Genomic DNA, 15,630 nt, shown 5'->3' with positions numbered 1-15,630 from the left:
CGTTAATTTTTCAGTTCGTCCAACGACATTCATTGCCGTCCAACAAAATCGCCGATACAATGTGGGTGAAAATGTGGGGTGGGGTGAGTTGGGCGGACGATGCAAAAATCGGGAAAGCACCCGGACAAGGCGCTAAGCGCGATCGAGGTGCGGCAGGCTAAGACTCCGGGACGATATGCCGATGGCAATGGCCTTTACCTCGTCGTGGACCCGTCGGGAGCGAAGCGTTGGCTCCTCCGGATCATCGTCCAAGGCAGGCGTAGAGACATCGGATTGGGCGGCACGTCGATCATCTCGCTCGCCGATGCACGAGAAACCGCGCTAGCTTACCGCAAGAAGAGCCCAAATTTCGTGCGCGCAAACCGGATTCGATGACAAAATTTGCAGGCCGCGAACGCAAAATTCTACCCGCGCGAAGCACTATCAGAGGCAAAAATCAGCATGCAGAACAGCCAAAAATCGCTGCGCGGGCCCCAAGTGTCCCCTCTATTTGATCGTCAATCGACCGGTTAAATGCAACAATAGAAACAGCGCAAAGGACACAGTAACGGCAGCGAGAACTGCGATGCACGCCTTTCTTTCGGTCGGCTTGGCGTATCGCATCAGTATCAAGAGACCAAAAATGGAAGCCAGCGGAATCAGGTATTGCCTGACTAATTCGGGCTCCGCAATCCAAGCTCCGGGTACATCGTAGCGGAACATGTGCCAGATCAGTGAAGCAGTCAGTGCCGCATGCATCAATGCCAGCAGCCCAAGTACAGCGATGGCAATCCACTTCAGTATCGTCACCATCTTTCGCTCCCCACAGGATCGGGCGACAGGTCAACACGCCCACCAAAATCAAAGCCTCTCCACACACCCGCCAACGTCGCCGTCGTCCCCGTAGTGACAGGACCATCCGGCCCCAGACTCACATAGTTGGAGGGGCGCTCAACTTCGCTCCACAATGAAGCGCTCTTGCTAGAGATAGCGTCCAGAGAAAGCCTGTGACAGCCATTTTAATCCACACAATTATGTGGGGCAAAAAGTGGGTCAAATACTGCGAGCCATGAAATTTATTAGGTATTTCAGCAATTTGGCGAGGCAACTGGCGGAGAGAGCGGGATTCGAACCCGCGTTACGGTTTCCCGTAAACACACTTTCCAGGCGTGCGCCTTCAACCACTCGGCCACCTCTCCGTCTTTTTAGCATTTTCGACGCGGCCGGTTTCGCCGCGCGGGTTGGGGAGATGCATCTCCTTTGGGATTCCGGCCGGAATTCCGGCCGTGGGCGCCGTCAACCAGCGGATACCCTTTCCCCGCACCCGAGCCGTCAAAGCAACAGGCGCGGGGCTCATCTAGTCGATCCGGTGCCGAATGCCAAGACATAACGGCAGTCTATTCGCTTTGCCGGATACGGATGCTCAGCCCATGTTATCGGAGCACCCGTTGGGAGCCTATCGAAAGGAGCGGCGGAGGTGTGCTTGCCGTCCCCGGCGCGCCGACGGTTTCGGCGAACCCGGCTGCCGTAGGTTCAACTTCGCGTGTCGCGATTGCGGATAAAGCACGCAGATCCTATTTAACAGTCCACACGACATTCTGATAAACTCCTGGGGAGGAAGGGTCCGGATGTTCCGCTTTATCTTCCGTCTTGCCGCAATGATTGCGCTTTCGGTTTCGGTCATCATGGCCGTGCTCGATGCGACCCGCTCGGTGGCGGCTTCGGCGCTGGTGATGACCCCGCTCAACACCAGCTGGCTCGCTGTCTCGCCGGATACGCGCAGCGCCTTCGAAAGCTTCGTCCGCGATAAGATCAACCCGCTGCTGTGGGACGGTGCCATCGCCTGGGTGCTCAGCCAGCCCGGCTTTGCCGTGTTCGCGGTGCTGGCGTTCATTCTTTATGCCATCGGTTACAGGCGGCAGCGCCCCAGCGGGCGGTTCGCCGCAACCTGACATTTCCAGCCTGACCCGGTGTTCCCGTACCAGGAAGGCTCAACCAAGAAGAAAAGGAAGCCACACATGTTTCTCAGCGACATGCTGAACAAGAAGCTCAACCTGCCGAAACCCTCCGAGGCGTTGCCCGGCCGCGACCGGCCGATCCCGACCGCATCGAAGCACTTTGTCTCGAACAGGCCGCTCAAGGGTCCTTATCCCGAAGGGATGGAAACGGCGATGTTCGGCCTGGGCTGCTTCTGGGGCGCCGAGCGCCTGTTCTGGCAAGTCGAGGGCGTCTGGGTCACGGCGGCCGGCTATGCCGGCGGCGTCACGCCCAACCCGACCTATCAGGAAACCTGCACGGGGCTCACCGGCCATGCCGAAGTCGTGCTCGTCGTCTACGACCCCAAGATCGTGTCTTATGCCGAGCTCTTGAAGCTGTTCTGGGAAAGCCACGACCCGACGCAAGGCATGCGCCAGGGCAATGATGTCGGCACCACTTACCGCTCGGCGATCTATACGTTCAACGACGCTCAACACCAGGCTGCGATCGCCTCGCGCGACGCCTACGAGGCTTCGCTGCGCGGCGCCGGACGCGGCAAGATCACCACGGAGATCGCGCCGGCGCCGGAATTCTACTTCGCCGAGGAAGACCACCAGCAATATCTGGCGAAGAACCCCTACGGCTATTGCGGCCTGCAGGGAACCGGCGTCTCCTGCGCCATTCCGGCCGCCGTCTCCGCCTGATTTTATGCCCCTGACGCAAGGAATATGCTGTGGCGCCGCGATGCGGCGCCATGCTTTTCCAAAAGGTCAAAATTCCACGTGAATTTTGTTTCGGGCCGTGCCAGATTGACCCGAAGCGGGAGGAAGACACTCCTGCCCGACACCGCACGCCTGCCGGAGAACCGGGCCGGCATGCGATGCATAATGGACAAATAACCGACAGGGGTGTGGATCACATGAAACGTATCGTTCTCGGCCTCATGGCCGCAGCTGCAATGGTTCTTCCGGCCTTCGCCGCGGACATTCAACCCGCGATCCTCTATGATCTCGGCGGCAAGTTCGACAAGTCGTTCAACGAGGCGTCCTTCCACGGCGCTGAAAAGTTCAAGACCGAGACCGGCATCCCCTATGTGGAATTCGAGGTCAGCAACGCCACCCAGCGCGAGCAGGCGCTGCGCCGTTTCGCCGAGGACGGCCGCAACCCGATCGTCATGGCGGGCTTCTCGTGGGCTGACGCGCTTGACAAGATCGCCACCGAGTTCCCCGACACCAAATTCGCCATCATCGACATGGTCGTCGACAAGCCCAATGTCCGCTCGCTGGTCTATAAGGAGCAGGAAGGCTCCTACCTCGTCGGCGTGATGGCGGCGATGGCTTCCAAGACCAAGAAGGTCGGCTTCGTCGGCGGCATGGACATTCCGCTGATCCGCAGGTTTGGCTGCGGCTATGTCGGCGGCGCCAAGGCGGCCGGCGCCACCGACGTCATCCAGAACATGACCGGCGATACGCCAGCGGCCTGGAACGATCCGGCCAAGGGCGGCGAGATCGCCAAGACGCAGATCGACCAGGGCGCCGACGTGGTCTACGCGGCGGCAGGCGGCACCGGTGTCGGCGTGCTGCAGGCAGCGGCCGACGCCGGCAAGCTCGGCATCGGCGTCGATTCCAACCAGAACGGCCTGCAGCCCGGCAAAGTGCTGACCTCCATGGTCAAGCGCGTCGACGTTGCCGTCTACAACACCTTCATGGATGCCAAGGACGGCAAGTTCACGGCCGGCGTTAACGATCTCGGCCTCAAGGAAGGCGGCGTCGACTACGCAATGGACGACAACAACAAGGCGCTTGTCGACGATGCAATGAAGGCGGCGGTCGAAAAGGCCAAGGCCGACATCATAGCCGGCACCATCAAGGTGCACGACTACATGTCGGACAATGCCTGCCCGTATTGATCGATTGCTGTTATTGATCGACTGGCACTGCTGAACTGACGAGCCGCCGGGTGAAAGCCCGGCGGTTTTGTCTTGTCGGCCCGCTCACCAGTGCGGCGGCTTGGTCACCGGCACGTCGGGTGCGGCCTGTTCTTCCAGTGCCAGGAAGCGCTCGGCCAGCGCGTCGAGCTTGCGCTGCATGCGCTCGATCACCTTCCACTGCTCGGCGATCTGGCCGGACAGTTCCTCGATGGTCTTCTCCTGCTCGGCGGCGCGGATTTGCAGCGTCGTCAGCCGGTCGTCGGGCATGGTCATTTGAAATCCTCGATCAGGCGATTGTGCAGGCTGCGGCCACGTTGGAAATTGACAAGCATGGCGGGATTTGTCGAGAGTGAACCCTGCTCCAGCCAATTGGCACAGACCCAATTGGCACAGACTGGGCGTCATGCTAGGCGTTTGACCAAGCGGTAAAAAAATAACAGTGGGAACAGGCTGCATGGCGCAAGCCGCAATCGAGCTGATCGGCATCGACAAGAGCTTTGGCGCCGTGCGCGCCAACCGCGACATCAATCTGGAGATTATGCGCGGCACTATCCATGGCATCGTCGGCGAAAACGGCGCCGGCAAGTCGACGCTGATGTCGATCCTCTACGGTTTCTACCAGGCCGATTCCGGCGAAATCCGTGTCGGCGGCCAGCCGGCATCGATCAAGACACCGAATGATGCGATCGCGCTCGGCATCGGCATGGTGCATCAGCATTTCATGCTGGTCGACAATTTCTCGGTGCTGGAAAACGTCATTCTCGGCGCCGAAAGCGATGCGCTGCTGAAGAAGAGCATCGCCAAGGCGCGTTCCGAGCTGGAGCGGCTCGAGCGCGAATACGGGCTCGAAGTCGATCCCGACGCCATCATCGAGGAGTTGCCGGTCGGCCTGCAGCAACGCGTCGAAATCCTCAAGGCGCTCTATCGCGGCGCCGAGATCCTGATCCTCGATGAGCCGACAGGCGTGCTGACGCCGGCCGAGGCCGACCACCTGTTCCGCATCCTCAGGCAGCTGAAGGAGCAGGGCAAGACGATCGTGCTGATCACCCACAAGCTGCGCGAGATCATGGCGATCACCGACACGGTGTCGGTGATGCGCCAGGGCACGATGGTGGCGACACGCGAAACCAGGAAGACCACGGTCGAGGAGCTTGCCGAGCTGATGGTCGGCCGGCGCGTGCTGCTGCGCGTCGAAAAGGGCGAGGCGAAGGCCGGCGGCGTCAAGCTCGCGGTCAAGAACCTGACGGTCAAGGATTCCCGGGGCGTCACAATGGTCGACGACGTCTCCTTCGACGTCCATGCCGGCGAGATCGTCGGCATTGCCGGCGTCGCCGGCAACGGGCAGTCCGAACTGCTCGAGGCGATTTCCGGCATCAGGCATGCCGTTTCGGGCTCCGTTATGCTCGACGGAAAGCCGATCGACCTCACCGGCGCCGCCGATCCCGGTGAACTGCGCGAGCGCGGCCTCGCCCATGTGCCGGAGGACCGCTATCATGTCGGCCTGGTGCTGGCCTTCGAGGAGAACGAGAATTCGATCCTCGGCTACCAGGACGACGAGCGCTATCTGAAGGGGCCGTTCCTTGACATCGATGCCATCCGTAACGATGCCAGGGACAAGATCGTCAAATATGACATCCGACCGGCGGACTGCCGCCTCAAGACCGCCAATTTCTCCGGCGGCAACCAGCAGAAGATCGTGCTTGCGCGGGAAATGGAACAAGATCCCGGCGTGTTGATCGTCGGCCAGCCGACACGCGGCGTCGATGTCGGCGCCATCGAATTCATCCACAAGCGCCTCATCGCCATGCGCGACCAGGGCAAGGCGGTGCTGGTGGTTTCGGTCGAGCTCGACGAGATCCGCTCGCTGTCCGACCGCATTCTGGTGATGTTTGCCGGCCGCATCGTCGGCGAACGCGGCCCCGACGCGACCGAGGGCGAGCTCGGCCTGCTGATGGCCGGCGTCGAGCAGCGCGAGGCGGCGGAATGAGCACTCCCTATGCCAAGCTGCCGGCCTGGGCCGACTACGTGCTGATCCCGCTGATCAACCTGTTCGTCGCCTTCGTCGTTGCCGGCTTCGTCGTCATATTGGTTGGCGAGAACCCACTGCGCGCAGCCGTCGTCCTGGTCGAGGGTGCCTTCGGCCGCGGCCAAGGCATCGCGTTCACGCTTTTCTATGCCACCACCTTCATCTTCAGCGGGCTTTCGGTAGCGGTTGCGGCGCATTGCGGCCTGTTCAACATCGGTGGCGAGGGCCAGGGCTATATCGCCGGTCTCGGCATTGGCATTGTTTGCCTGGCCTTCGACAGCGTGCTGCCTTGGTGGCTGACCTTCCCGATCGCCATTATCGCCGCCGCGGCGATGGGCGCGCTGTGGGCGCTGATCCCGGCCTATCTGCAGGCCAAGCGCGGCTCGCACATCGTCATCACCACCATCATGTTCAATTTCATCGCCGCCAGCGTCATGGTCCGTGCGCTGGTCGGGTACTTGAAGCCCCCCGCCTCGATGGCACCGCAGACGCGCACCTTCCTCGAAGGCGCGCAACTGCCGAAGCTCAACTGGGTCATCGAATTGTTCGGCGCCAAAATCCGTTCGGCGCCATTCAACGTCAGTTCCCTGCTGGCGCTAGCCATGGCCTTCCTGGTGTGGGTGCTGATCTGGCGCACCAAGCTCGGCTACGAGATGCGCACCTATGGCCACAGCCCGAAAGCGGCGCGCTATGCCGGCATTTCGGAGATCCGCATCATCATCATCGCGATGATGATCTCGGGCGCGCTAGCCGGCATGATGGCGCTCAACCCGACGATGGGCGACCAGCACAATGTCGCGCTCGAATTCGTTTCGGGCGCCGGTTTCGTCGGCATCGCGGTGGCGCTGATGGGCCGCCTGCATCCGGTCGGCATCGTCATGGCGGCAATATTGTTCGGCATGCTCTACCAGGGCGGCGCCGAACTCGCGTTCGAGATGCCGGCGATCAGCCGCGACATGATCGTTATCATCCAGGGCCTCGTCATCCTGTTCGCCGGCGCGCTCGAGCATATGTTCCGGCCCTACGTCCAGGCGTTGTTCGCCTCGCTCAGCCCGAAATCGGTCGGCATGGAAGCGGTCAAGGGGAAGGGCGCCTGAGATGGATTTCTTCAACGCCATCGTACAGGTCCTGGACTCGACCATCCGCCTGTCGGTGCCCTTGCTGCTCGCCTGTCTCGCCGGCCTCTACTCGGAGCGGGCCGGCGTCTTCGACATCGGGCTCGAGGGCAAGATGCTTGCCGGCGCCTTCGCCGGTGCGGCCGCCGCCTCGGTCTTCCACTCGGCCTATCTCGGCCTCGGCATGGCCATCCTCATTTCGGTCGCCTTCGCGCTGATCCACGGCTTTGCCTCGATCACCCATCGCGGCAACCAGATCGTCTCTGGTGTCGCGATCAATTTCATTGCCGCCGGATCGACGATCATGCTCGGCCAGGCCTGGTTCCAGCAAGGCGGGCGCACGCCGGCGCTGGCCGCCGGCGAGCGGTTCGAGGCAATCACCTGGCCAGGCGCGGAGGCGTTCAGGAGCGTGCCGATCCTCGGGCCGATCTATTCGGAACTCATCTCCGGCCACTCCGTGCTGGTCTATCTCGCCTTCCTGGCCGTGCCGTTCACCTGGTGGGTGCTGTTTCGCACCCGCTTCGGGCTCCGCCTGCGCGCCGTCGGCGAGAACCCGGCCGCGGTCGACACCGCCGGCATCTCGGTCGCCTGGCTGCGCTACCGGGCGCTGATTTGCACCGGCGTGCTCACCGGCATTGCCGGCGCCTATCTGTCGATGGTGCAGAATGGCGGCTTCGTGAAGGACATGACCGCTGGCAAGGGCTACATCGCGCTGGCCGCGCTGATCTTCGCCAAATGGAAACCGGTCAACGCCATGTTCGCCTGCCTGCTGTTCGGCTTCCTCGACGCCGCGTCGATCCGCCTGCAAGGCACGCCGCTGCCGCTGATCGGCAAGGTGCCGGTGCAATTCATGCAGGCGCTGCCCTATGTGCTGACCGTCATCCTGCTTGCCGGCTTCATCGGCAAGGCAATCCCGCCGCGCGCCGGCGGCGTGCCTTATGTCAAGGAACGCTGATCTATCATGGCTCATGATCTGTTCGAAGCGGCGAAAGCCGCCATGGCCAAGGCCTATGCGCCCTATTCGAAATTTCCGGTCGGCGCGGCGTTGCGCACCGAGGACGGCCGTGTCTTCACCGGCGCCAATGTCGAGATCGCGTCCTATCCGGAGGGCTGGTGCGCCGAAACCACCGCGCTCGGCCACTACGTCATGGGCGGCGGCGGCAAGATCACGGAAATCGCCGTGATCGCCGAACGCGTGGCAAAATGCTCGCCCTGCGGCGGCTGCCGGCAGCGGCTGGCGGAATTCTGCCGGCCGGAGACGAAGTTCTATCTGTGCGATGATAGCGGCGTGGTCGAGACCGTGACCATGGGCGAGTTGCTGCCATACGGGTTTGAAGGCGATGTGCTGAAATGAAGGAAGCGCTCGATCACCTCGTCGAAAGGCTGGACGGGCTGGCGCCGACTACCGCCTTGGTGCTGGGGTCAGGGCTTGGCGGGCTTGTCGACCAGGTCGAGGATGCGGTGCGCATCTCCTACGCCGACTTGCCGGGGTTTCCCCGAAGCGGAGTCAGCGGCCATGCGGGCGAGGTGGTGGCGGGGCTCTTTGCCGGCACGCCGGTGCTGATGCTGTCCGGCCGGGCGCATTATTACGAGCACGGCAACGCGGCGGCGATGCGGCCGGCACTCGAGGTGCTCGCCGGCCTCGGCATCTCCAGGCTGATCCTCACCAACGCCGCCGGTTCGGTCGATCCCGGGATGGGCCCGGGCTCGGTGATGCTGATCACCGATCACATCAATTTCTCGGGCTCCAACCCGCTGATCGGCGAACCGAGCGACCGCCGTTTCGTCGGCCTGACCGAAGCCTACGACGCCGGTCTCCGCTCCGCCATCGAGCAGGCGGCGAAGGCCACCGGTACCACGCTGCACAAGGGCGTCTATATGTGGTTCTCCGGCCCATGCTTCGAGACGCCCGCCGAGATACGCATGGCGCGCGTCATGGGCGCCAACGCGGTCGGCATGTCGACGGTGCCGGAGGTCATTCTCGCCCGCTTCCTTGGGCTGCGCGTCGCCGCGTGTTCGGTCGTGACCAACCTTGCCGCCGGCATGACCGGAGCCGAGCTGTCGCACCAGGAGACCAAGGACATGGCGCCGGTCGGCGGTGCGCGGCTGGCGACCATCCTGCAGCGTGTTTTTCAGGACGGGCTTCCGGAGCACAGGGTCGACGCCTGATGCTTCCCCAGGAAATCATCCGCCGCAAGCGCGACGGCCAGAAGCTCTCGGCTGAGGAGACAGCGTTCTTTATCGGAGGTCTGACCGCCGGCACAGTCACCGACGCGCAGGTCGGCGCCTTTGCCATGGCGGTGTTCTTCAACGGCATGAGCCGCGACGAGGCGGTGGCGCTGACTATGGCGATGCGCGATTCCGGCGATGTGCTCGACTGGTCGGATCTGCCCGGCCCGGTCACCGACAAGCATTCGACGGGCGGCGTCGGCGACAATGTCTCCTTGATGCTGGCGCCGATCGTCGCTGCCTGTGGCGCCTATGTGCCGATGATTTCCGGCAGGGGTCTCGGCCATACCGGCGGCACGCTGGACAAGATGGATGCCATCCCCGGCTATATCAGCCAGCCGGATGTTGCGCGGTTCCGCAAGACCGTGCTCGAAACCGGCTGCGCCATCATCGGCCAGACCGCCGATCTCGCACCCGCCGACGCCAGGCTCTACGCGATCCGCGATGTGACAGGAACGGTGGAATCGGTGCCGCTGATCACCGCCTCGATCCTGTCGAAGAAGCTGGCGGCCGGCCTTGGTTCGCTGGTGCTCGATGTCAAGGTCGGCAACGGCGCCTTCATGGAGAAATCGCGCGACGCAACCGCACTGGCCAACAGCCTGGTCGACGTCGCCAATGGCGCCGGCCTTAAGGCCTCGGCGCTGGTCACCGGCATGAACGAGCCGCTGGCGTCCGCCGCCGGCAATGCGGTCGAGGTGCGCAACGCCGTCGATTTTCTCACCGGCCGCTTTCGCGACCGGCGGCTGGAGGACGTGACGCTGGCGCTGGCCGCCGAGATGCTACAATCGGCAGGCCTGGTATCGTCCAACCAGGACGGCCTGCGCCGCGCCGCCGAAACGCTGGCCGGCGGCCGCGCCGCTTCCATCTTCGCGCGCATGGTGGCGGCACTGGGTGGTCCCGTCGACTTTGTCGACAATCCGGAAAAATATCTGCCGAAAGCGGCAACGGAATTCGCGGTCAAGGCGAGCGCGAACGGCTTTGTCACCGGCATCGCGACCCGCGAGATCGGGCTTGCCGTGGTCGGGCTTGGCGGCGGGCGGACGCGGCCCGACGACAGGATCGATCACGTCGTCGGCATCACCAGGCTGTTGCCGGTCGGCGCTGAAGTGCGGGCCGGCGAAGCGCTGGCGCTGGTCCATGCCCGCAACAGCGAGGATGCCGAAGCGGCCGCGGCCGCCGTGCTTTCGGCCTATACCATCGGCACTTCCAAACCGGCCACGGAGAAAACCGTCATCCGGCGGATCCTGCCGCGCGGGTAGAGCCATTCCGATGGTATCGGATGGGCTCTATCTTTCTTTGGACCACGATCTTGTCCGAAAACCGGTCCCCACTTTTCGCTGGCGCGGACCTGCGGTTCGGGATCACGTTCTACTGAACCAGCAGCAGCTTGCCGTCTTCGACCTGATATTTTTCGAGCCGCTGCAGAAAGCTCATGCCGATCAGGTTGGTGTGCAGCGCCCTGTCGTCGAGCACGACGGCCTCGACGCCCTCGACGGTGATCCTGCCGATCTGCAGGCGGTCGATCATGACCAATGCTGCCTTGATCGCCCCGTTGGCGGTGTTGACCTGATGGCTGAAGTCCGTCGAATTGAGCGAGATGCCGATCCTGCGCGCAGTCGAGGTGTTGATGGCGACGAGCGTGGCACCGGTATCGATCATGCCGTCGATCTGCCGGCCGTTCAACTTGAAGACCGACATGAAATGCCCGCGCGAGTCCGCGGCGACGACGACCTTGCGGCCGAGCGGCTGCGGCGTTGTGGGCCTGTCCCGGACGGCGGCGAGATTCAGGTCGGTTTGTGTGTCCGCCGGCCTGGCTCCGATGGCGGATTTCAACAGCCGCTCGATTACCTGTGAATTGGACTGATACACGATCGGCAGCGATGCCGACGTTCCGGCAAACACGCCAAGGATGAGGAGCTTGCGCAGCATGGACCGGCCTTTGTGGTTGCCGATCCTTAGTCCGACATGGTGATTGCCGCTTTAACGAGTGCGGAAACCAGCCGTTTGCGTAAACAATCGGTAAACGGATCTATTTGGTGCCGTACATGCGGTCGCCGGCATCGCCGAGACCCGGCATGATGTAGCCCTTTTCGTTGAGCTGGCGGTCGATGGAAGCGGTGAAGACCGGAACATCGGGATGTGCCTGGGTAAACCGCTCGAGGCCCTCTGGTGCCGCCAACAGGCAGAGGAAGCGGATGTTGGTGGCACCGCGGCCTTTCAGCTTGTCGATCGCCGCGATCGCCGAATTGGCGGTCGCCAGCATCGGATCGACGACGATCACCAGCCGGTCGGCGAGGTCGCCCGGCGCCTTGAAGAAATACTCGACCGCTTCCAGCGTCTCATGGTCGCGATAGAGGCCGATATGGGCGACACGCGCCGCCGGCACGAGATCGAGCAGGCCTTCGAGCAAGCCGTTGCCGGCGCGCAGCACCGAGGCGAAGACCAGTTTTTTGCCCTCCAGCGTCGGCGCCTCCATCGTTTCGATCGGCGTCTCGATGGTCGTCGTCGTCAGTTCCAGGTTGCGGGTGACCTCGTAGCCGAGCAGCAGCGAGATCTCGCGCAGCAGCCGCCGGAAGCCGGCCGTCGAAGTCTCTTTCTTGCGCATGATGGTCAGCTTGTGTTGGACAAGCGGATGGTCGACGACGGTAACGCCCTTCATGGTGTTCTCCAACTGCGCAGGTGAATAGTGGATGGTGAATGGTGAATAGTGAATAGTGAACTGGTTTGCGAGTCCTTGGTTGCGCGGAAAAACTCGCGGTTGACGAACCGAAGCGCCGGTTTCACCATTCACCATTCACCATTCACCTGCCCTTGGCGCCGAGCCTGCCCAGCAGCACCGCCCTGGTCTTCCTGTCGACGAAGGCTGCCTCGATGGCCGTCCTGGTGACGGCGGTGAGCGCCTTGTCGTCCATCGCAAAATGCTCGGCAGCGATGTCGTATTCGCGTTTCAGCGAGGTCCAGAAATAGGGCGGGTCATCGGAGTTGAGCGTCACCTTGCAGCCCGCTGCCCGCAAGGCGGGGAAGGGATGGTCGGCGAAGCTGTCGAAGATTTTCAGGGCGATGTTGGAGCCAGGGCAGCATTCGAGCACGACGCCTTCGTCGGCGATGCGCCGCATAAGCTCGGGGTTCTCGATGGCGCGCACGCCATGGCCGATGCGAGACGGGCGGATGTGGTCGAGTGCCGCCTCGACGCTCTCCCAGCCCATCAATTCGCCGGCATGGACGGTGATGCCGAGGCCGGCCTCGCGGGCGATCTCGAAGGCCCTGACATAATCTTCCAGGTCGCCTATCCGCTCGTCGCCGGCGACGCCGAAACCGGTGACCAGCGGATGCCCGCAGCGCGCGGCGAAACGCGCCGCCCGCTCGATCGATTCGACACCGAAATTGCGCACGCCGGTGACGATCATGCGGCCTTCGATGCCGGTCTTCGCCTTGGCGCGGGCCATGCCTTCGCCGAGCGCGTCGGTATAGGCCTTCGGCGACAGCCCGGCCTTGCTGGCATGGTCGGGCGAGGTGAAAACCTCGGAATAGATGGCGCCGTCGCGGGCGAGGCTGGTCAGGTAATGGTCGGCCAGCCGCGCATAGTCTTCTTCGGTGCGGAACAGATCCGACGAGAAGTCGTAGGCGGCGAGGAAAGAGGTGAAGTCGCGCCAGACGAAGGAGCCGTCCTGGATGTAGCGCGAGGCTTCCTTGCCGTATTTCTCAGCCTGGCGGAGGACGAGTTCAGGCGCCGCTGCCCCTTCGATGTGGCAGTGCAGTTCTGCTTTCAAAGGCATTCAATTATCCCGTCAGGCTTTTTCTTATGACACAAGTTCCTGTCGGAAAACCGTGTGACACTTTTCCGGAACCCGCTTCGAAGCGCGGCCGAACACCGCGCCTTAAACAATAGCGCCCGCACCATCGATCGGCTATGGTCCCGCCGATTTTATGGCGGATCAAAACGATGTCGGTTGAAAGAACCACTGCTGCGGGCGGCATGGAAACCTCCTATGGTTTCAAGCGGGTAGGGCCAGGCGACAAGCAGTCCCTGGTCAATGATGTTTTCCACAAGGTGGCGAACCGCTACGACCTGATGAACGACCTGATGTCGGCCGGCTTGCATCGATTGTGGAAGGACGCCATGGTCGCCTGGCTCAATCCACCGAAGCGGCCGGGCTGGAGCGTTCTCGACGTTGCCGGCGGCACCGGCGATGTCGCCTTCCGCATCGTCGAGGCGAGCGGCAGGCACGCTCATGCAACGGTTCTCGATATCAACGGCTCGATGCTCGCCGTCGGCCGCGACCGGGCCGAGAAAAAAGGCCTGTCGGCAAATACCGATTTCGTCGAAGCCAATGCCGAGGAACTGCCTTTTGCCGACGCTACTTTCGACGCCTACACCATCGCTTTCGGCATCCGCAACGTGCCGCGCATCGATGTGGCGCTTGCCGAAGCCTATCGCGTGCTGAAGCCTGGCGGGCGCTTTCTCTGCCTTGAATTCTCCGAGGTCGAGATGCCGCTGCTCGACAAGGTCTATGAAGCATGGTCGTTCAACGCCATTCCGCGGATCGGCAAGGTGGTGACCGGCGATGACGAGCCCTATTCCTATCTGGTCGAATCGATCCGCAAGTTTCCCAATCAGCAGAATTTCGCGGCGATGATTTCGCGCGCAGGCTTCGAGCGCGCCTCATTCCGCGATTATTCCGGCGGCATCGCCGCGCTTCATTCGGGCTGGAAGCTTTGAGGCTGGCCCGCATTTTCCGACGTGCCTTGCGCCAGTTCAGGAAACCGGCAGGGCAAAGCCAGCCATGAGCAGCATCGGCGCTGGTTTCAGGCTCGTGCGGGCCGGCTGGGTGCTTGTGCGCGAGGGTGTCATCGCGGCTTTGCCCGGTGACGAGCTCTTCGGCTTGCCGAAATTCGGCTGGCGTATGGCCCGGCTGTTCACCCGCCGTCGGGCGCTTGCCTATGAGCGCGGCGACAGGCTGGCCAAGGCGGTCGTGCGGCTCGGCCCGTCCTACGTCAAGCTCGGCCAGTTCCTGGCGACACGGCCGGATGTCGTCGGCAACGATATCGCGCTTGATCTTGCCATGCTGCAGGACAAGATGCAGACGTTTCCCAAGGCCGAGGCTGTCGCCGCGATAGAGGCCTCGCTCGGACGCAGGGTCGACGAGCTCTATGTCAGTTTTGGCGAGGCCGTCGCCGCCGCCTCGATCGCCCAGGTCCATACCGCCGAAACGCTGCAGGACGGCGTCGTTAGGCGAGTGGCGGTGAAGGTCATCCGGCCGGGCGTGCGCCGCCGCTTCTTTCGCGATCTCGAAAGCTATTTCCTCGCCGCCCGGCTGCAGGAAAAGTACATCCCGTCGTCGCGCCGGCTGCGGCCGGTCGAGGTGACGGAGACGCTGGCCCAGACTACCAAGATCGAAATGGATTTGAGGCTGGAGGCAGCGGCTTTTTCGGAGCTCGGCGAGAATACCAAGGACGATCCCGGCTTCCGTGTGCCGTCGGTCGACTGGGAGCGCACCGGTCGTGACGTGCTGACCATGGAATGGGTCGACGGCATCAAGATGAACGATATTGCCGGCCTGACCGCCGCCGGCCACGACCTGAAGGCGATTGCGGCCAACCTCGTTCAGTCGTTTCTGCGCCATACGCTGCGTGACGGTTTCTTCCACGCCGACATGCACCCGGGCAACCTGTTTATAGAAGCCGATGGCACCATCGTCGCCGTCGATCTCGGCATTGCCGGCCGGCTCGGCAAAAAGGAGCGCCGCTTCCTCGCCGAAATCCTCTACGGGTTCATCACGCGCGATTACCAGCGCGTCGCCGAGGTGCATTTCGAGGCCGGCTACGTGCCGCGCCAGCACAATGTCGCGGCCTTCGCCCAGGCGATCCGGGCGATCGGCGAACCGATCCACGGCCAGCCTGCCGAGACCATCTCGATGGCCAAGCTGCTGACGCTGCTGTTCGAAGTGACCGACCTCTTCGACATGGCGACGCGGTCCGAGCTGGTGCTGCTGCAGAAGACCATGGTCGTCGTCGAAGGCGTCGCCCGCACGCTCGACCCGGCCTTCAACATGTGGAAGACGTCGGAGCCGGTGGTGAGCGGCTGGATTGCCCGCAACCTCGGCCCGCGCGCCCTGCTGGCCGATGCGCGCGACGGTGCCAACGCGCTGCTGGCGCTGGCCCGCCAGGCACCGGACCTCGCCGCCCGTACCGAGCGGCTGTCGCGTGAGATCGACCTGATGGCCGAACACGGCCTGCGCTTCGACGAAAGGACCGCACGCGCGATCAGCAAGGCCGAGGCGCGCTACACCCGCTCCGGCCGGCTGGCGCTGTGGGTGATTGCATTGACGCTGGTGTATATCGCCTGGCGTATTTTCTAGCGCTTGTTGCAAAGT

The 15,630-nt window shown here is 63.0% G+C and carries 17 protein-coding genes and 1 tRNA gene; 12 read left to right on the top strand and 6 right to left on the bottom strand.

What is annotated here, in order from left to right:
* The first annotated feature begins 99 nt into the window (after positions 1-99).
* The gene (locus tag NKJ55_RS01030; RefSeq protein WP_352448286.1) at positions 100-375 is read left to right on the top strand and encodes an Arm DNA-binding domain-containing protein; all 276 of its coding nucleotides are present in this window, start codon (positions 100-102) and stop codon (positions 373-375) included.
* A gap of 111 nt (positions 376-486) precedes the next feature.
* Here the strand turns inward: NKJ55_RS01030 and NKJ55_RS01025 are convergent, their stop codons facing one another.
* Positions 487-792 carry a hypothetical protein gene (locus NKJ55_RS01025; protein ID WP_352448285.1) on the bottom strand — a complete coding sequence of 102 codons (306 nt, stop codon included), beginning with the start codon at positions 790-792 and terminating at the stop codon, positions 487-489.
* 296 nt (positions 793-1,088) lie between these two features.
* Positions 1,089-1,178 (bottom strand) — tRNA-Ser (locus tag NKJ55_RS01020).
* Between the two features lie 429 nt (positions 1,179-1,607).
* Here NKJ55_RS01020 and NKJ55_RS01015 point away from each other — a divergent pair.
* The 3 genes from NKJ55_RS01015 (at position 1,608) to NKJ55_RS01005 (ending at position 3,865) form a co-directional block, all read left to right on the top strand.
* Positions 1,608-1,931, top strand: a complete 324-nt coding sequence (locus NKJ55_RS01015) for a hypothetical protein (RefSeq protein ID WP_352448284.1) — start codon at positions 1,608-1,610, stop codon at positions 1,929-1,931.
* Positions 1,932-1,997: 66 nt separating this feature from the next.
* Positions 1,998-2,660, top strand: coding sequence for a peptide-methionine (S)-S-oxide reductase MsrA (gene msrA / locus NKJ55_RS01010; protein ID WP_352448283.1), 663 nt, complete (start codon positions 1,998-2,000; stop codon positions 2,658-2,660).
* A 215-nt stretch (positions 2,661-2,875) separates the two neighbouring features.
* Positions 2,876-3,865, top strand: a complete 990-nt coding sequence (locus NKJ55_RS01005; protein ID WP_292657345.1) for a BMP family lipoprotein — start codon at positions 2,876-2,878, stop codon at positions 3,863-3,865.
* A gap of 84 nt (positions 3,866-3,949) precedes the next feature.
* Here NKJ55_RS01005 and NKJ55_RS01000 read toward each other — a convergent pair whose 3' ends face one another.
* Positions 3,950-4,159 carry a SlyX family protein gene (locus NKJ55_RS01000; RefSeq protein WP_352448282.1) on the bottom strand — a complete coding sequence of 70 codons (210 nt, stop codon included), beginning with the start codon at positions 4,157-4,159 and terminating at the stop codon, positions 3,950-3,952.
* Positions 4,160-4,340: 181 nt separating this feature from the next.
* Between NKJ55_RS01000 and NKJ55_RS00995 the strand changes: the two genes are divergently transcribed.
* From NKJ55_RS00995 to deoA, 6 genes are read left to right on the top strand one after another with little or no spacing between them, the layout of a single operon-like run.
* The gene (locus NKJ55_RS00995; protein WP_352448281.1) at positions 4,341-5,873 is read left to right on the top strand and encodes an ABC transporter ATP-binding protein; all 1,533 of its coding nucleotides are present in this window, start codon (positions 4,341-4,343) and stop codon (positions 5,871-5,873) included.
* Entirely contained in the window at positions 5,870-7,009 is a 1,140-nt protein-coding gene (locus NKJ55_RS00990) for an ABC transporter permease (protein WP_023675313.1), read from the top strand. Before NKJ55_RS00995 ends, NKJ55_RS00990 begins: the two co-directional genes overlap by 4 nt.
* A gap of 1 nt (position 7,010) precedes the next feature.
* Positions 7,011-7,982, top strand: a complete 972-nt coding sequence (locus NKJ55_RS00985; protein ID WP_352448280.1) for an ABC transporter permease — start codon at positions 7,011-7,013, stop codon at positions 7,980-7,982.
* Between the two features lie 6 nt (positions 7,983-7,988).
* Positions 7,989-8,381 carry a cytidine deaminase gene (gene cdd / locus NKJ55_RS00980; protein WP_023675315.1) on the top strand — a complete coding sequence of 131 codons (393 nt, stop codon included), beginning with the start codon at positions 7,989-7,991 and terminating at the stop codon, positions 8,379-8,381.
* Positions 8,378-9,196 carry a purine-nucleoside phosphorylase gene (locus NKJ55_RS00975; RefSeq protein WP_352448279.1) on the top strand — a complete coding sequence of 273 codons (819 nt, stop codon included), beginning with the start codon at positions 8,378-8,380 and terminating at the stop codon, positions 9,194-9,196. Before cdd ends, NKJ55_RS00975 begins: the two co-directional genes overlap by 4 nt.
* Positions 9,196-10,515: a thymidine phosphorylase gene (gene deoA, locus NKJ55_RS00970; protein ID WP_352448278.1), complete on the top strand. Its 1,320-nt coding sequence runs from the start codon at positions 9,196-9,198 to the stop codon at positions 10,513-10,515. Before NKJ55_RS00975 ends, deoA begins: the two co-directional genes overlap by 1 nt.
* A gap of 109 nt (positions 10,516-10,624) precedes the next feature.
* Here the strand turns inward: deoA and NKJ55_RS00965 are convergent, their stop codons facing one another.
* From NKJ55_RS00965 to NKJ55_RS00955, 3 genes are all read right to left on the bottom strand, one after another.
* Positions 10,625-11,185: a TIGR02281 family clan AA aspartic protease gene (locus NKJ55_RS00965; protein ID WP_352448277.1), complete on the bottom strand. Its 561-nt coding sequence runs from the start codon at positions 11,183-11,185 to the stop codon at positions 10,625-10,627.
* A 100-nt stretch (positions 11,186-11,285) separates the two neighbouring features.
* Complete coding sequence (upp, locus tag NKJ55_RS00960) at positions 11,286-11,915, bottom strand: uracil phosphoribosyltransferase (protein ID WP_023675320.1); 630 nt, start codon at positions 11,913-11,915, stop codon at positions 11,286-11,288.
* 142 nt (positions 11,916-12,057) lie between these two features.
* Entirely contained in the window at positions 12,058-13,032 is a 975-nt protein-coding gene (locus NKJ55_RS00955) for an adenosine deaminase (protein ID WP_352448276.1), read from the bottom strand.
* Positions 13,033-13,199: 167 nt separating this feature from the next.
* Here NKJ55_RS00955 and ubiE point away from each other — a divergent pair, with 167 nt between their 5' ends.
* Entirely contained in the window at positions 13,200-13,976 is a 777-nt protein-coding gene (ubiE, locus tag NKJ55_RS00950) for a bifunctional demethylmenaquinone methyltransferase/2-methoxy-6-polyprenyl-1,4-benzoquinol methylase UbiE (RefSeq protein ID WP_352448275.1), read from the top strand.
* A gap of 64 nt (positions 13,977-14,040) precedes the next feature.
* Complete coding sequence (ubiB, locus tag NKJ55_RS00945) at positions 14,041-15,615, top strand: 2-polyprenylphenol 6-hydroxylase (protein WP_352448274.1); 1,575 nt, start codon at positions 14,041-14,043, stop codon at positions 15,613-15,615.
* The last annotated feature ends 15 nt before the right edge of the window (positions 15,616-15,630 follow it).

The sequence above is a fragment of the Mesorhizobium sp. M0106 genome, assembly GCF_040322715.1.
GTDB lineage: Bacteria > Pseudomonadota > Alphaproteobacteria > Rhizobiales > Rhizobiaceae > Mesorhizobium.
This window is presented reverse-complemented; position numbering and strand designations above follow the sequence as displayed.